Genomic DNA, 13,934 nt, shown 5'->3' on the forward strand with positions numbered 1-13,934 from the left:
ACAAACCCTCATTTCAGAAACGAAATGAGGGTTTGTTGTCAAATTGTAATTAGCGAATTTCAAAAACTTAAATTTTATTTTGGAGGTCTGATCAAAATCGAAACGAAATTGATTATTTTACGTGGTAATTCTGGAAGCGGGAAAACAACAATTGCAAAATTACTTCAAAAAAATTTAGGGGAAGAAACACTAGTGGTTTCACAGGATATTGTGCGTCGCGAGATGTTGATGGTACCGGATTTGCAGGGGAATATGTCAATCGAGCTGCTCAAAAGAATTACGGAGTTCGGTAAAGGTACATGCAAAGTGGTTATTTTAGAGGGGATATTGAAAAAACAAGTTTATGAAGAATTACTACTTGATCTCGTTGACTACTTTGATCATCATGTCTATGCCTATTACTTTGATTTACCTTTTACAGAAACGGTCGAGCGACATAAGTTACGTTCTTCTGCAAAAGAGTTTGGGGAAGAACGTTTAAATACCTGGTGGATTCCGAGTGATCAGTTAGGGATAAACGGAGAAATGATGCTCACCATCGATATGAGTCAACAAGACATCGTGGACTTAATTCTTCATCAAATCAAAGAATCGTCCTGTTCATAAAAAGGGGAATGTACCGGATTACGCGTATACTACTTAAACGACATCTTTGTTGATTAGAAATGTAGTGCAGAGCAATCCAAGATTTCCAAAAGGGTTACGTTTTAATCAGGTACACTAAAAGAACTAATTTTTTCATATTATGTTTTATGGAAATGGAGCTGACATCTATGATACGACGTGCCACCTTGATGGACGGAAAGGCCTTATCAGATTTGATGCGACGGATTGATCGGGAAACGAAATATATGTTGTATGAACCGGAAGAACGCAGCATGTCGACGGAGCAGGCGGAAGCCTTCATTGAACGATTTGGTCAGGCCGCGAACTCGGATATCTTCGTTGTCGATGTCGATGAGCAACTCGTCGGCTATGTGTTGGTCGTCGGTGGAAAACCAAGTCGAATCCGTCATCGGGCAAACCTTGTCATCGGTTTGCTGGATGCCTATACTGGTCAAGGTCTTGGTGCCGGATTACTCGAAGCAGTCGATACCTTTGCCGTTGAAGCGGGACTCGTCCGGCTCGAACTGACAGTCCGGAAAGATAACCTGCGGGCAATCGAGCTTTATCATAAGTTCGGCTTCAATATTGAAGGCACGCGGATTGCTTCTTTGTTGATTGACGGCGAGTACGTCGACGAACTGGCGATGTCGAAAATATTTACAGCAGAAGAAATCTAAAAAAGATGCTCGATTGCCTCCTCTCAGATTGAGATGGGACAGACGAGCATCTTTTTTATTGGGATAATTTTTGTTGTTCAAATTCAACTTCGAGGACATTTTTGGCATAATCCTTACCCCAGTCGTACATCGCGTCTAAAATCGGCATCAGGCTGTGGCCGTGTGGCGTCAACGAATATTCGACCTTCGGCGGAACAACCGGATAGACTTCCCGGTGGATGATATGGTGGTCTTCCAGCTCCCGTAACTGATTGACGAGCATCCGTTGCGTAATGCCGGGCATCAGACTTTTCAGCTCTCCGAAGCGTTTGGTGCCTTCTTTACCGAGGTGCCAAAGAATCAGCATCTTCCATTTGCCCCCGATGATCGATAGGGTCAATTCTTTTTCACAGTTAAACTGCCGGTCTTCAAAATGTGGCATCGTCCCACCTCCTTTTTCAGTATAGACCTCTTGTCATCGACAGTATACTTTTCCGCACTATGTATGAAAAACCACACTATGTAAATTAAAAGTGCGTACTTCCCAAGTTCGTCTATGAGGATTATATTTAGTCATGTTCCTTCACGAACGTCAGAAGGAAGTGCCAGGATCCATAAATAGAGAGAAGAATGGGAGAGATAGATCATGAAATTACAATTAGCAATTGATTTAGTAGATACAGCAGGTGCCATCGCTTTAGTCAAAGAAATTGGCGAAGAAAACTTAGATATCGTTGAGATCGGGACACCGGTCGTCATCAACGAAGGGCTTCGCGCCGTTAAAGAAATGAAAGCGGCATTCCCGAACTTAACAGTTCTCGCTGACTTAAAAATCATGGATGCTGCCGGCTATGAAGTCAGTCAAGCTGTCGCACACGGTGCCGACATCGTGACGATTCTTGGAGCAGCCGAAGATATGTCGATCCAAGGTGCCGTTGAAGAAGCGAAAAAATCAGGCAAGAAGATTTTGGTTGATATGATCGCTGTCAAAGATATCGCGACACGTGCGAAAGAACTTGATGAACTCGGTGTTGACTACATCTGTGTCCACACAGGTTACGATCTTCAAGCCGTCGGTCAAAACTCGTTCGAAGATCTCGCAACAATCAAATCAGTTGTTAAAAACGCAAAAACAGCAGTTGCGGGTGGCATCAAGATGGAGACATTACCGGAAGTTATCGCAGCACGCCCAGACCTCATCATCGTTGGTGGCGGAATTACCGGACAAGACGACAAACAAGGAACAGCGTCAACGATGCGTCGGATGCTGCAAGAGGCGTAAATGACACCTATTCAAACGATTTTACAAGAGTTGACGTCGACGGTCGAAGCGATTGATCAAGCCGAGACGACGCAACTCGCTGAAGCCGTTCTAAAGGCAGACCGCATCTTTCTCGCTGGAGCCGGTCGCTCCGGCTTAATGGGCAAAGCGTTTGTCATGCGTCTGATGCATATGGGACTTGATGCATATGTCGTCGGTGAGACGGTCACAGCGAATTTGCGTGAAGGAGACTTGTTGATCATCGGATCAGGATCCGGTGAGACGAAAACACTCGTCCCGATCGTCGAGAAAGCAAAACAAATCGGTGGAACCGTCGCTGTCGTCACGATTGAGCCGACGTCGACACTGGCGAAGTTAGCAGACTTAACCGTCAAGCTGCCGGGAGTGCCGAAAGAGCGGACAGCCACAGCGGACGAAACGGTTCAGCCGATGGGATCATTGTTTGAACAAACGATGTTGCTGTTCTACGATGCGTTGATTCTCCACATCATGGCGGCGAAACAACTTGATTCAAAAACGATGTACGGCAAACATGCTAATTTGGAATAAAAAGAAATCGTAAGACCGGTAGACGTGTGCGACACGTTTGCCGGTCTTTTTTATTGTTTATCATAAAAAAGAATCGCCCGTTTCACGCAACTCCTGACAGAGTAGGTGAAAACGAGCGATTTTTTTTTACATATCTAATTTCTCACCATTTCATATCAAAATCAGCACCGACGTCTTTCGCGAGATGCGCATCCGATCCGTAAACGAGCGGGATCCCTAAAGACTGCGTGAGTTGCAGGAGTTCCGGGTAAGGATAGGAAAGACCGCATAACGGTTTGCGCAGTCCCGCTGTATTGAGATCAAGCGTAAAGTCCGCCTGGCGGATTTTACGGACCGTCTCGTCGAGGTTCGCCGGCGTCTGTTCGAGCGGATAGGCTTGGATGAATTTTGTCGGCAACGTCAGGTGACCGAGGCGTTTTGGTTGATGCGTCCCGAGGTTCGTCATGACGAGCGCCTGGATGCCTTCGTAATAGCGTTCGTGAGCCGCCGTGACACTGCCCGTCGCCGTGACGATCTCACCAAAACTTTCCTTGCTGAAGTCGACCATGTAATAGCGGTCATTGATCCAAAGGTAATGGAGTGACAGGATGCCGTCCGTCAGCTCGGGACCATAGCGGGCGATGATGTCGCGCGTGCCGTCGACGTCATGCTCCCAGTAATCAAACTCCATTCCAATCCGGATGTCGATGTCGTTTTTGTATGTGTCGCGTAATGTCTTCAGCTCTTCAATGTAGCGTTCGGCTGTCGCGAACGACATCCCAGAATCGTTGTCGGGTGCCGGATCGACGAGTCCTTTCGGAAGCGGGGCGTGCTCGGTGAAGCTGATCCGTTCGAGACCTTGTAACAGGGCGCGTTCGATATACGCTTCGAGTGGATCCTGTGTTCCGTGCGGACAATACGGGCTGTGGACGTGACCGTCCCATTTGATCAATTGCATGACAAAACCTCCAATATGTTTTTTTCGGTGCGAAAACAGGCAAAAGGATTGACAATCGGGCCACAAAAAAGGTATCTTATCGATAAATAATTTAGCGTGGTACAGTGATAACAAGATAAAGGAGTGGCGAAATGCAATCATTTTCTACGATTCGACTCAAAGACGGGGCGACGGACTACGTCGGGCAATCAGCTGAACGCCTGCAACGTGTCATCCGCCAACTCGAGGATGGACTCGAACAATCTAACTATACCCGATTAATCACCCCTTTAATTGAAGAAGTCGGTGGTCGGGAACAAATTCGGATGGATTTTACGACAAGTGTCGCGCGGGCGCTCAGTGAGCGGGGCCGAGAACAATATAAACGTGTCTTTTACAGTGGTTCCGTCTTCCAGCCGGAAGAAAAGTTCCAAGTTGGTTTTGAAGAACGGGGCGTGATCGCCGAGGTCGAAGCGATCCAACTCGGTGTCCGCCTGATCGAGGAATTAACCGGTAAAGAAGTGACGTTGTCGATCGGCGATGCCGGACTGATTGAACACTTGATTGAAACGCGGGTCGGTGATCACCACCTGCGGGATCAAGTGACGCAGATGCTGCGGTTACGGAATGTCATCGAACTGAAACGGATTGCCCGGGAACTCGATGATGCCTTGCTCGCCAAACTCCCGCTCTTGTTTGGTCGGGAAGGGGCGGAACAGATCTTGCCGTATGTTGACGAAACCCGCTTAAATGCCGTCATCGATTTAGCAGACGCCGTCAATGCCGATCTCGACTTCGGACAGATGGGGCTGCAGACATACTACGATGGTGTGACGATTCACGGTTTCATCGAAGGTGTGACCGAGCCGGTGTTGGTCGGAGGACGATACGACCGGCTGTACGAACAATTTGGTCAGGAACAACAAGCGTTCGGAATTGGATTTTCCGTCGAACGACTCGCGGAGGTGCTCTAAATGCGGATTGGGATTACGAAAGGCCGGCTGTCGAAAACAACGGAACGGTATTTAAAAGAAGCAGGCGTTGAAACGTGGGGGGCGATCGAACGTGAATTGATCGTCAAGCGCGGAAAACACGAATTCGTCTTCATGAAAGGATCGGATTTGATTCCGTACGTCGCGCAAGGCGTCCTCGACGTCGCGATCACCGGCAGCGACATCCTGCTCGAATCGGATCAGGAATTGTCGGAACTGGCAGAATTGCCATTCGGAGTCTGCCGAATGTCAGTCTGTGCGAAAGAACCGTTACAGTTCGAAGGCGGACGCCGGGTCCGGATTGCGACGAAATATCCGGTCATCGCGAAACGTTACTTCAGTGAACTCGGTGTCGATGTCGATATCGTGCCGCTGAACGGTTCGGTTGAACTGGCACCATTGCTCGGACTTGCCGATGCGATCGTCGATATCGTCGAAACGGGTGAAACACTCCGGGCGAACGGTCTCAACGAATATGAAAAAATCATCGATATCAATGCCCGGTTCTTTACAAGCGAGTGGACGCTGAAACGCAAACGCGTCGAAGTGATTCAATTACTCGAACAGCTGACAGAAGGAGTGACACGGTAATGGCAACGACAAAAAACTTCAGTGTCGACCGCGAAACGGAGCAAGCCGTCCGGTCGATTTTGGAACAAGTGGCAAACGACGGCGATGCGGCCGTCCGTCGCTACACCAGTGAATTTGACCGCGTTGATTTGACAGACTTCCGTTTGGATGAAACGAAGATCCAGGAAGCGTTTGATCAAGCTGATCCGAATCTGGTCGACTCGTTAAAACTGATGGCGACCCGACTCGCCGAGTGGCACGAACAGGAATTGCCGTCTGACATCGAGCTCGTCGAAGCGGACATCACCCGTCGCCAACGGTTTGTTCCGGTTGACTCGGTCGGAATTTATGTTCCAGGTGGAGCAGCAAGTTATCCGTCGACCGTCCTGATGAACGCGATTCCAGCTAAAGTCGCCGGCGTCGAGCGGATCGTCATGGTAACACCAGTCACTGGACTGAGCACAGAAGTGTTGGTCGCTGCAAAAATTGCCGGTGTAACGGAAATCTATACGATCGGCGGCGCCCAAGCCGTCGCTGCGTTGACGTTCGGAACGGAATCGATTCAAGCGGTTGATTTGATCGTCGGACCGGGCAACCGGTTTGTTGCCGAAGCGAAGCGCCAAGTCTACGGCATCGTCGGCATCGATTCGGTCGCGGGACCGTCAGAAGTCGTCGTCATTGCTGATGAGACGGCGCATCCGGACCGGATTGCCGCCGATTTACTCGCACAAGCAGAACACGATCGTGACGCGGTCGCGATTGCCTTCGTCCCGACGGAAGCAATGAAACGTGACGTCGACGAGGAACTCGAACGCCGCTTGTCAGTACTCCCGCGGCAAGAGATTGCACGCCGGGCGATGGAAAACGGCGGCGTCTTCGTTGCTTCACTCGATGAAGCGATTGCAGAAGCGAACCGCTTAGCGGCTGAACACTTGGAGCTCGCCGTCGCGAACCCGCAAGAGGTTGTCAAGTTGATCCGTCACGCCGGGATGATTTTCCTCGGACACGAAACACCGGAAACACTTGGGGATTATGTCGCCGGGACGAACCACGTCTTACCGACGTCCGGGACAGCCCGCTTTGCGTCCGGCTTATCGGCACGAACGTTCTTACGTCACCAGACGCTGCTCGAAGCGACACGGGAAGGTGTCGCCCGACTAGCCAATGCCGCAAAAACGGTCGCTCGGGTCGAAGGACTCGAAGCACACGCACAAGCGATAGAAGTGAGGGAGAACTGATGCGATTACACCAAAATGAACGGTTTACGGCACACAGTCGCACCGGAATCGAGACGATCAAACAACTCGTCGAGACGTTTCCCATCAATGAATATCCGGTCGAAGTCATCGATCAAGTCAAAGCGTCTTACAGCGCATACGCCGGTGTCCGTCCGACGCAACTCGTTGCTGGGAACGGCTCCGACGAACTGATTGGCTACCTCTGTGCTCGCTACGCCGGTCCAGAGTCACCGGTCATCGCCTCGCAACCGGACTTCGTCATGTATCAGTTTTATGCCGACCGCGCACGGGCTGAGTTCAGTAAAGTCCCGTTGCTTGACGGGATGGCACTCGATGTCGACGGATTACTTGCTGCACCAGGCAATATCATCTTCCTCAGTCACCCGCACAATCCGTCGGGGATCTTACGGAAAGAAGCGGATGTCCGCCGATTGCTCGACAGTGGAAAATATGTCGTGATTGATGAAGCCTATATCGACTTTGCCTTTGAGCAGTCGATGGTCGGTCTGCTCGACGAATATCCGAACGCGATCATTCTCCGGACGTTGTCGAAAGCGTTTGGTCTCGCGTCACTGCGACTCGGCTTCCTGATTGCCAGTGAACAGGTCGTCGCCGAAGTCGAATCGATTAAGTCCCCGTATAACGTCTCCGGACTCTCGGCTGCGGTCGGGATCGCCATCATGGCCGAGCCGGAGCTGGATCTCGTCTTGGAAGAGACGTTTGCGAGCCGGGACACGATTGCCCGTCTGGTTGAACCGCTTGGCAGAACGTATCCGAGTGCTGCGAATTTTGTTTACGTTGAATACGAGGAAAACGAGCGCTTCACCGAACGTTGTGCCAAAGCCGGACTGCGGATCCGTTTGTTTGACGGAGCCTTCCGCGTCAGTTGCGGCTCGAAGGAAGCGATGGAAATCTTAGAGAAATGTGTAGAGGAGGAACTGCAATGCGTCGTGGGACAAGTGAACGAGTAAGTTCAGAATCAGAAATCAAGGTGGCGGTCGACCTCAGTGGCGGACCGGTTGAGATCAAGACAGGGGTCGGCTTCTTTGACCACATGTTGACATTGTTTGCCTTCCAGGCCCGGATCGGTCTTGTCATCGAAGCGAAGGGCGATCTCTGGATCGATGCCCACCATACGGTTGAAGATACGGCCATCGTCCTTGGGGCGGCCTTGACGGAAGCGTTAGGCGACAAAGCCGGTATCGAACGGTACGGTGAATCGCGTGTGCCGATGGATGAGACGCTTGCCTCGGTCGTCCTCGACTTCAGCGGTCGTCCGTATACGGTGTTCCTCGCCGAATTCAAAAATCCGAAGCTTGGCGATTTTGATACGGAACTGGCGGAAGAGTTTTTCCAAGGCTTGTCCCGCAGTGCCCGGATGACGATTCATGCCCAAGTCCTCTACGGATCGAACACCCACCATATGATTGAGGGACTGTTCAAGGCACTGGGTCGTGCTGTCCGTCAAGCGGTTGCCGTAACCGGTGATGGCGTCCCGTCGACGAAAGGACTGATTGACCAATGATCGCGATCGTAGATTATGGTGTCGGCAATATCGCCAACATCGAACGGGCGTTAAAAGAGCTCGGGGAAGCCGTCATCGTCACGAGTGACCAAGAACTGCTCGGACAGGCGGAAGCGCTCGTCTTACCGGGTGTCGGTGCCTATGCTCCGGCAATGGCCCGGTTAGAAGAGACAGGATTGATTGCGTTCTTACAGGAACAAGCGACGAAAAAACCATTCCTCGGGATTTGTCTCGGGATGCAACTGTTGTTTGAATCAAGTGATGAAGACGGACAGACGCAAGGGCTCGGCATTTTACCGGGAACGGTCGAAAAGTTACCGAGTGACGTCCGCTTGCCGCATATGGGCTGGCACCAGTTGACGAACCATGGCGAAGCTGTCTATTTCGTTCACTCGTACGGTGCCGTCTGTGAACCGGACTGGATCGTCGACTCGGTCGAATACGGACGACTCGTCCCGGCCATCGTCCAAAAGGACTTGGTGACAGGAATGCAGTTCCACCCGGAGAAGAGTGGCGAAGTTGGATTGAAATTACTTAAGGAATGGAGAGAGACGACATGCAACTCTACCCAGCAATCGATTTAATGAGCGGACAGGCCGTCCGGCTCAAACAAGGTGATTTTCAACAGCAGACGTTTTTTGGGGATGCGTTGACGATTGCCAGACGGTTTAAAGAGGATGGTGCGACAGCGATTCACCTGATTGATCTCGATGGGGCAAAAGCCGGTGAACCGCTTCACTTGAGCCTGATCGCGGACATCAAAAAAGAAACCGGTTTGTTTGTCGAAGCCGGCGGCGGCGTCCGTAACATCGAAACGGTCGAAGCGTACGTTGGCGCCGGGATTGATCGGATCTTGATCGGAACGGTCGCGCTCGAAGACGAAGCTTTGCTCGAGCAGATGATTGAGCGGGCCGGTGATAAGTTGGCAGTTGCCTTGGACGCGAAAAACGGCATCGTCCAGACACGTGGCTGGCTCGAAGCGAGTGACTGGACACTTGACCGGGCGATCGAACACTTGATTCAAAAAGGCATCAAGACGTTTTTATACACGGACATCTCCCGCGACGGGATGATGCAGGGACCGGATGTTGACGGACTCGACCGCTTGAAACGGGACGGTGTCGAACTGATTGCGTCCGGTGGTGTGACGACAGTCGAAGACGTCGCCCGCTTAAAAGAGATCGGGATGGACGGTGCCGTCATCGGTCGTGCCTTGCTCGACGGTTCATTGTCGTTGAAAGAGGTGCTTCGCGTATGTTGATGAAACGGATCATTCCTTGCCTCGATGTCAAGGAGGGGCGCGTCGTCAAAGGCGTGAAGTTTCAAAATCTGCGCGACCTCGGCGATCCCGTCGCCGTCGCGAAATACTATTACGAACAAGGGGCCGATGAGCTGGTGTTACTTGATATCTCGGCAACGCAAGAAGGACGCGACACGATGCTCGATATCGTCGAGCGTGTGGCGGAAGTCATCTATATGCCGTTTACGGTCGGCGGGGGCATCAAGACGCTTGAAGACGCGAAACGGTTGATCCGCGCCGGTGCCGATAAAGTGTCGCTCAACTCATCGGCGTTACAGAATCCGCAACTGATTCAAGACATCAGCCGTTTGTTTGGTGTTCAGGCGACGGTCGTCGCGATCGACGCCAAGCGGACAGGTGACTCGTGGGGTGTCTTTTCGCACGGCGGCACACAAGCCGTCGGACGAGACGCCATTGAATGGGCGCAGGAAGCGGTCTCGCTTGGAGCCGGTGAACTGCTCGTCACGTCGATGGATGCAGACGGAACAAAGGACGGCTACGACTTGGAATTGATCCAACGCTTGCGGGAAGTCGTCAACGTGCCGTTGATCGCCTCCGGTGGCGTCGGGACACTCGAACATTTGGCGGAAGGCCTCGAAGCGGGAGCTGATGCGGCGCTCGCGGCATCGATTTTCCACGAAGCGACCTATACGATGCCGGAGACGAAGGATTACCTGAAAGCGAGAGGAGTCGACGTCCGATGATCGAATTGAATTTTTCCAAAGGACTCGTCGCGGCCGTGATTTTAGATGAGACGACGAACGATGTCCTGATGGTCGGCTTCATGGATCAGGCGGCGTATGACAAGACGCTTGCGACCGGACTCGTCACGTTTTTCTCACGGACGAAAAACCGTCTTTGGACGAAGGGCGAGACGAGCGGGCATACGCTCGAACTACGCCGTATGTGGATTGACTGTGATCAGGACAGTCTGTTGATCACCGTCAAAGCCAACGGACCGACGTGCCATACCGGCAATCGGACATGTTTTTATACAGAAGTGGAGGTGCCGCATGTTACATGAACTCGAACGCACGGTAAAAGACAAAATCGCGTCACAAGATGAGGCGTCTTATACGAACTACCTGGTCAAAGCCGGGCGTGAAAAAATTGCCAAGAAGTTTGGCGAAGAAGCGTTTGAAGTTGTCCTCGCGGGAGACGATACGCTCGCGGAAGAGACAGCGGATCTGCTGTATCATCTGACGGTGCTACTCGCTGACCGGGGTGTTTCGTTTACAGAAGTCGAAGCCGTCTTGAACGAACGCCACGGTACAAAGTCGACGTTCAAAGATCGACCGGATATCGAACAGTGGTAAGCAATGGCTCTGCATTCCTAAAACGGGATGTAGAGTTTTTTTGTTGGGAAAACGGGAAAACAAGTAAAGGAAGTGTCATCAAATCGTCAGAACATTTTGATAGGCATTTAATAGAAAGCGGGCGTATAATCAAGAGCATAGTCTGTTTGTCTAGAAAGTAGGTGTCATCTTGATCACGAAAAAAGAAATCACGCAAACGATCAAAGAACAATCAAAGGAAACGATTGAAGAGTTGCTGGCGAAAGGTGATTCGTTAAAAGAAGAGATTGCCAGTGCGATTACCCATGGTCTCGGTGTCATCTTTAGTATCGTCGCCTTGGTCCTGCTTGTCCTGCAAGCCTCGAAGTCGGGTAGTGTTTGGAACATCACGGCCGTCAGCATCTTTGGTGCAACGATGATTTTACTGTATCTGTTCTCGACGCTGATGCACTCGCTGATGCATACAAAAGCCAATAAAGTCCTGCAGATCCTCGATCACGCGGGAATCTACTTATTGATTGCCGGGAGTTATACACCGTTTTCCTTGATTACGTTACGCGGACCACTCGGCTGGACGTTGCTCGGGATCGTCTGGGGAGTCGGGACGCTCGGCATCATTTGGAAACTGTATTCGACCGGAAAACACGTCTGGATTTCGAACGCCTCGTATTTGATTCTCGGCTGGTGTTGTCTATTCGCGATCAAACCGATGTATGAAGCGCTTGGTTTACAAGGATTCCTTCTCCTGCTTGGTGGGGGACTCGCCTATTCACTTGGTGTCATCTTTTACGTCTGGGCACGCTTGCCTTACAATCACGCAATTTGGCATCTGTTTGTACTCGCCGGCAGCATCTTGATTTTCCTGTCGATTTTCTATTACGTCGCACCGGCATCCGCACCGCTGTCTTGAAGAAGCTCAAGTTACGGGACTGGCTCCCGTTTACACTCTACATGCTGATGGGTGTTGGACTGCTCCTGTATTTCCGCTTTTCGGGAATGATGGAGCAGTTTGATATTCAAGCCTTGTCTGACTGGATTCGTCAGCAGGGAGCCTTCGGCATGTTGCTGTACATATTAGCCTATACGATCCGTCCGCTCGTCTTTTTCCCGGCGAGCCTGTTGACCGTTTTTGGCGGCTATACATATGGACCATGGCTGGGAACGATTTTGGACGTCATTGGTGCAGGGACCGGCAGCTTACTGAGCTTTTGGATCGCGCGCCTGCTCGGTCGGCGCGGGATTGAAAAAATCATCGGTACCGGCAAGTTAACGGCACTTGATGAACGGATTGCGACGAACGGATTTGTCGTCGTCTTGATCGTCCGGCTGATTCCATTTTTTCCGTTTGATGCGATCAGTTACGCGTCAGGTCTATCAAAAATTAAATTTAGACAGTTTGCGCTTGCGAGTTACCTCGGCATCATTCCGGGTGCCTTTGTCTACAACAACATCGGCGCAAGTTTACGTGATCCATTTTCCTGGCAGTTTTTCTTTGCGATTTTCCTATACCTCTTATTTTTTATGGTTGGATTTTTTGCACAACGTAAACTTCGGAAAAAACAAAACAATGAGCACGTGTAAGCGCTTTATGTCATAATATGAATGCAGAGATGTGAACCGACATGGTAAAACAGCCTAGCATTTATTTAGGGGGAGTAATGAGTGATGGAACGAGTATTACGGGATGGTTTTATCTTTTTATCGCAAAATAAGACATTGAATGGTCTGGCGAAACGGTATGGTCTGAAATTCGGTGCAGGTCGCTTCGTCGCGGGGGATTCACTTGAAGCTTCGAAACGTGCGATTCAGGACTTAAATGCAAAAGGATTGTGCGTCACGATGGATCACCTCGGGGAGTTCATCTCGACCGTCGGAGAAGCGGAAATGATGACTCAGGAATGTATTCGTGCGGTAGAAATGATTGCGGAAGAGAAATTAGACTCGCAACTTTCACTGAAATTGACGTCGCTCGGTCTCGATATCTCGGATGAATTGATTCGTTCGAACATGGAACGGATCTTAACACGGGCAAAAGAAGTTGGTGTCTTTGTCACGATCGACATGGAAGACGAGCCGCGTTGTGAAAAGACGATTCAACTGTTCGAAGAATTACGTCAGTCATTTGATAACATCGGGACGGTCATTCAGTCGTACTTGTACCGGTCGGAAGACGACATCAAACGTGTCGGACGATTCGAGACGAACTTACGGATCGTTAAAGGCGCGTATAAAGAGCCGGCAACGGTCGCCTTCCCGGAAAAAGAAGATGTGGATCATAACTACATCAAGCTCGTAAAACTGCAACTATCACTTGGTAACTATGCTGCAGTAGCGACGCATGACGATGCGATGATTGAACAAATCATCCGTTATGCGAAAGACAATGGCATCGGCAACGACAAGTTCGAATTCCAGATGCTGTACGGCATCCGTGTCGAGCGACAGCTTGAACTCGTGAAGCTCGGCTATAAAGTTCGGGTCTACGTTCCGTATGGTCGTGACTGGTACGGCTACTTTATGCGTCGTTTAGCGGAACGTCCGGCGAACGTGGCATTTGTCCTCAAAGGCATGGTCAAAGGTTAATAGGGAAACGTGAGATGGAGCTGTCATGGCTTCATCTTTTTGTTTTACAATTTGAAAGATTTTTCTCTTCCCGTGCTTTTTGTAGCCAATATGGCTGGGAGACTCAAAAGAAATCACTCGTTATTCATGCACTTTCCTCAGGCGAGACACAAGCCAGACTTTGCTATTCGCAAGTCGGGTCTTGTTTGTCTCTGACAGCGCAAAAAAATGCGCTTTTTCCTGTAGGAGTTGCATGAATTGAGTGATTTTTTCTACTTGATACGTGTGAGCAGATGAACGATTGCGTTGAATGGGTTTTATCAGCAAAAAGACGTGTCCACTCGACTTCTACGGGAAAAGGAAGCTTGCTTCCGTCAGGGACAGGCAAGACCCGGTCATCGCTAGATGGGCGCGGCTTGCGTCCCCATAGATGTCAACTTAGC

General features: G+C 50.6%; 17 protein-coding genes and 1 pseudogene. 16 read left to right on the forward strand and 2 right to left on the reverse strand.

Going from position 1 to position 13,934, the window contains the following annotated elements; all coding sequences use genetic code 11:
• Positions 1-96: 96 nt before the first annotated feature.
• Positions 97-606, forward strand: a complete 510-nt coding sequence (locus BLD48_RS10210; RefSeq protein WP_236629996.1) for an AAA family ATPase — start codon at positions 97-99, stop codon at positions 604-606.
• A gap of 167 nt (positions 607-773) precedes the next feature.
• Positions 774-1,283: a GNAT family N-acetyltransferase gene (locus BLD48_RS10215; RefSeq protein ID WP_071500135.1), complete on the forward strand. Its 510-nt coding sequence runs from the start codon at positions 774-776 to the stop codon at positions 1,281-1,283.
• A gap of 55 nt (positions 1,284-1,338) precedes the next feature.
• Here BLD48_RS10215 and BLD48_RS10220 read toward each other — a convergent pair whose 3' ends face one another.
• Positions 1,339-1,704, reverse strand: coding sequence for a winged helix-turn-helix transcriptional regulator (locus BLD48_RS10220; protein ID WP_026827604.1), 366 nt, complete (start codon positions 1,702-1,704; stop codon positions 1,339-1,341).
• A 204-nt stretch (positions 1,705-1,908) separates the two neighbouring features.
• Here BLD48_RS10220 and hxlA point away from each other — a divergent pair, with 204 nt between their 5' ends.
• Together hxlA and hxlB are read left to right on the forward strand one after the other, a co-directional pair.
• The gene (gene hxlA / locus BLD48_RS10225; RefSeq protein ID WP_026827605.1) at positions 1,909-2,544 is read left to right on the forward strand and encodes a 3-hexulose-6-phosphate synthase; all 636 of its coding nucleotides are present in this window, start codon (positions 1,909-1,911) and stop codon (positions 2,542-2,544) included.
• Positions 2,545-3,093 (forward strand): 6-phospho-3-hexuloisomerase, encoded by a 549-nt coding sequence (hxlB, locus tag BLD48_RS10230; RefSeq protein WP_071500136.1) that lies wholly within the window; start codon positions 2,545-2,547, stop codon positions 3,091-3,093.
• Positions 3,094-3,235: 142 nt separating this feature from the next.
• On the opposite strand, the gene hisJ is transcribed toward hxlB, so the two are convergent.
• On the reverse strand, positions 3,236-4,030 hold the full coding sequence (gene hisJ / locus BLD48_RS10235) for a histidinol-phosphatase HisJ (RefSeq protein ID WP_083412302.1): 795 nt from the start codon (positions 4,028-4,030) through the stop codon (positions 3,236-3,238).
• A gap of 131 nt (positions 4,031-4,161) precedes the next feature.
• On the opposite strand from hisJ, the gene BLD48_RS10240 reads away from it, so the two are divergent.
• The 12 genes and pseudogenes from BLD48_RS10240 to BLD48_RS10300 all read left to right on the forward strand — a co-directional run bounded on the left by BLD48_RS10240 (position 4,162) and on the right by BLD48_RS10300 (position 13,512).
• Complete coding sequence (locus BLD48_RS10240) at positions 4,162-4,983, forward strand: ATP phosphoribosyltransferase regulatory subunit (RefSeq protein ID WP_026827608.1); 822 nt, start codon at positions 4,162-4,164, stop codon at positions 4,981-4,983.
• Entirely contained in the window at positions 4,984-5,592 is a 609-nt protein-coding gene (gene hisG / locus BLD48_RS10245; RefSeq protein WP_071500137.1) for an ATP phosphoribosyltransferase, read from the forward strand. It abuts the gene before it with no gap.
• Positions 5,592-6,809, forward strand: coding sequence for a histidinol dehydrogenase (gene hisD, locus BLD48_RS10250; RefSeq protein ID WP_071500138.1), 1,218 nt, complete (start codon positions 5,592-5,594; stop codon positions 6,807-6,809). Before hisG ends, hisD begins: the two co-directional genes overlap by 1 nt.
• A complete protein-coding gene (locus BLD48_RS10255) occupies positions 6,809-7,780 on the forward strand; it encodes a pyridoxal phosphate-dependent aminotransferase (RefSeq protein WP_071500139.1) in 972 nt (323 codons plus the stop codon). The genes hisD and BLD48_RS10255 overlap by 1 nt, the downstream gene beginning before the upstream one ends.
• On the forward strand, positions 7,753-8,334 hold the full coding sequence (gene hisB / locus BLD48_RS10260; RefSeq protein WP_012371230.1) for an imidazoleglycerol-phosphate dehydratase HisB: 582 nt from the start codon (positions 7,753-7,755) through the stop codon (positions 8,332-8,334). The genes BLD48_RS10255 and hisB overlap by 28 nt, the downstream gene beginning before the upstream one ends.
• A complete protein-coding gene (hisH, locus tag BLD48_RS10265) occupies positions 8,331-8,918 on the forward strand; it encodes an imidazole glycerol phosphate synthase subunit HisH (RefSeq protein WP_071500140.1) in 588 nt (195 codons plus the stop codon). Before hisB ends, hisH begins: the two co-directional genes overlap by 4 nt.
• On the forward strand, positions 8,891-9,595 hold the full coding sequence (gene hisA, locus BLD48_RS10270; RefSeq protein ID WP_071500141.1) for a 1-(5-phosphoribosyl)-5-[(5-phosphoribosylamino)methylideneamino]imidazole-4-carboxamide isomerase: 705 nt from the start codon (positions 8,891-8,893) through the stop codon (positions 9,593-9,595). The genes hisH and hisA overlap by 28 nt, the downstream gene beginning before the upstream one ends.
• Positions 9,589-10,338, forward strand: a complete 750-nt coding sequence (gene hisF, locus BLD48_RS10275) for an imidazole glycerol phosphate synthase subunit HisF (protein WP_014971134.1) — start codon at positions 9,589-9,591, stop codon at positions 10,336-10,338. Before hisA ends, hisF begins: the two co-directional genes overlap by 7 nt.
• Positions 10,335-10,950: pseudogene (gene hisIE / locus BLD48_RS16510) on the forward strand (bifunctional phosphoribosyl-AMP cyclohydrolase/phosphoribosyl-ATP diphosphatase HisIE). Before hisF ends, hisIE begins: the two are co-directional and overlap by 4 nt.
• 223 nt (positions 10,951-11,173) lie before the next feature.
• Positions 11,174-11,839 carry a PAQR family membrane homeostasis protein TrhA gene (gene trhA, locus BLD48_RS10290; RefSeq protein ID WP_071500147.1) on the forward strand — a complete coding sequence of 222 codons (666 nt, stop codon included), beginning with the start codon at positions 11,174-11,176 and terminating at the stop codon, positions 11,837-11,839.
• Positions 11,752-12,510, forward strand: a complete 759-nt coding sequence (locus BLD48_RS10295) for a TVP38/TMEM64 family protein (protein ID WP_236629995.1) — start codon at positions 11,752-11,754, stop codon at positions 12,508-12,510. The genes trhA and BLD48_RS10295 overlap by 88 nt, the downstream gene beginning before the upstream one ends.
• An 84-nt stretch (positions 12,511-12,594) precedes the next feature.
• Positions 12,595-13,512, forward strand: coding sequence for a proline dehydrogenase family protein (locus tag BLD48_RS10300; protein WP_026830075.1), 918 nt, complete (start codon positions 12,595-12,597; stop codon positions 13,510-13,512).
• Positions 13,513-13,934 lie beyond the last annotated feature (422 nt).

Origin of the sequence: Exiguobacterium sp. KRL4, assembly GCF_001870785.1 — a bacterium.
Classification (GTDB): Bacteria; Bacillota; Bacilli; order Exiguobacteriales; family Exiguobacteriaceae; genus Exiguobacterium_A.

What these genes read in the sequence shown, in the direction of transcription:
- hisJ (WP_083412302.1), bottom strand. Translation starts at nt 4,030, where the DNA reads ATGCAATTGATCAAATGGGACGGTCACGTCCACAGCCCGTATTGTCCG.
- BLD48_RS10255 (WP_071500139.1), top strand. Translation starts at nt 6,809, where the DNA reads ATGCGATTACACCAAAATGAACGGTTTACGGCACACAGTCGCACCGGA.
- hisH (WP_071500140.1), top strand. Translation starts at nt 8,331, where the DNA reads ATGATCGCGATCGTAGATTATGGTGTCGGCAATATCGCCAACATCGAA.
- hisA (WP_071500141.1), top strand. Translation starts at nt 8,891, where the DNA reads ATGCAACTCTACCCAGCAATCGATTTAATGAGCGGACAGGCCGTCCGG.
- hisB (WP_012371230.1), top strand. Translation starts at nt 7,753, where the DNA reads ATGCGTCGTGGGACAAGTGAACGAGTAAGTTCAGAATCAGAAATCAAG.
- BLD48_RS10240 (WP_026827608.1), top strand. Translation starts at nt 4,162, where the DNA reads ATGCAATCATTTTCTACGATTCGACTCAAAGACGGGGCGACGGACTAC.
- hxlA (WP_026827605.1), top strand. Translation starts at nt 1,909, where the DNA reads ATGAAATTACAATTAGCAATTGATTTAGTAGATACAGCAGGTGCCATC.
- BLD48_RS10215 (WP_071500135.1), top strand. Translation starts at nt 774, where the DNA reads ATGATACGACGTGCCACCTTGATGGACGGAAAGGCCTTATCAGATTTG.
- BLD48_RS10220 (WP_026827604.1), bottom strand. Translation starts at nt 1,704, where the DNA reads ATGCCACATTTTGAAGACCGGCAGTTTAACTGTGAAAAAGAATTGACC.
- hisG (WP_071500137.1), top strand. Translation starts at nt 4,984, where the DNA reads ATGCGGATTGGGATTACGAAAGGCCGGCTGTCGAAAACAACGGAACGG.
- hisF (WP_014971134.1), top strand. Translation starts at nt 9,589, where the DNA reads ATGTTGATGAAACGGATCATTCCTTGCCTCGATGTCAAGGAGGGGCGC.
- hisD (WP_071500138.1), top strand. Translation starts at nt 5,592, where the DNA reads ATGGCAACGACAAAAAACTTCAGTGTCGACCGCGAAACGGAGCAAGCC.
- BLD48_RS10300 (WP_026830075.1), top strand. Translation starts at nt 12,595, where the DNA reads ATGGAACGAGTATTACGGGATGGTTTTATCTTTTTATCGCAAAATAAG.
- hxlB (WP_071500136.1), top strand. Translation starts at nt 2,545, where the DNA reads ATGACACCTATTCAAACGATTTTACAAGAGTTGACGTCGACGGTCGAA.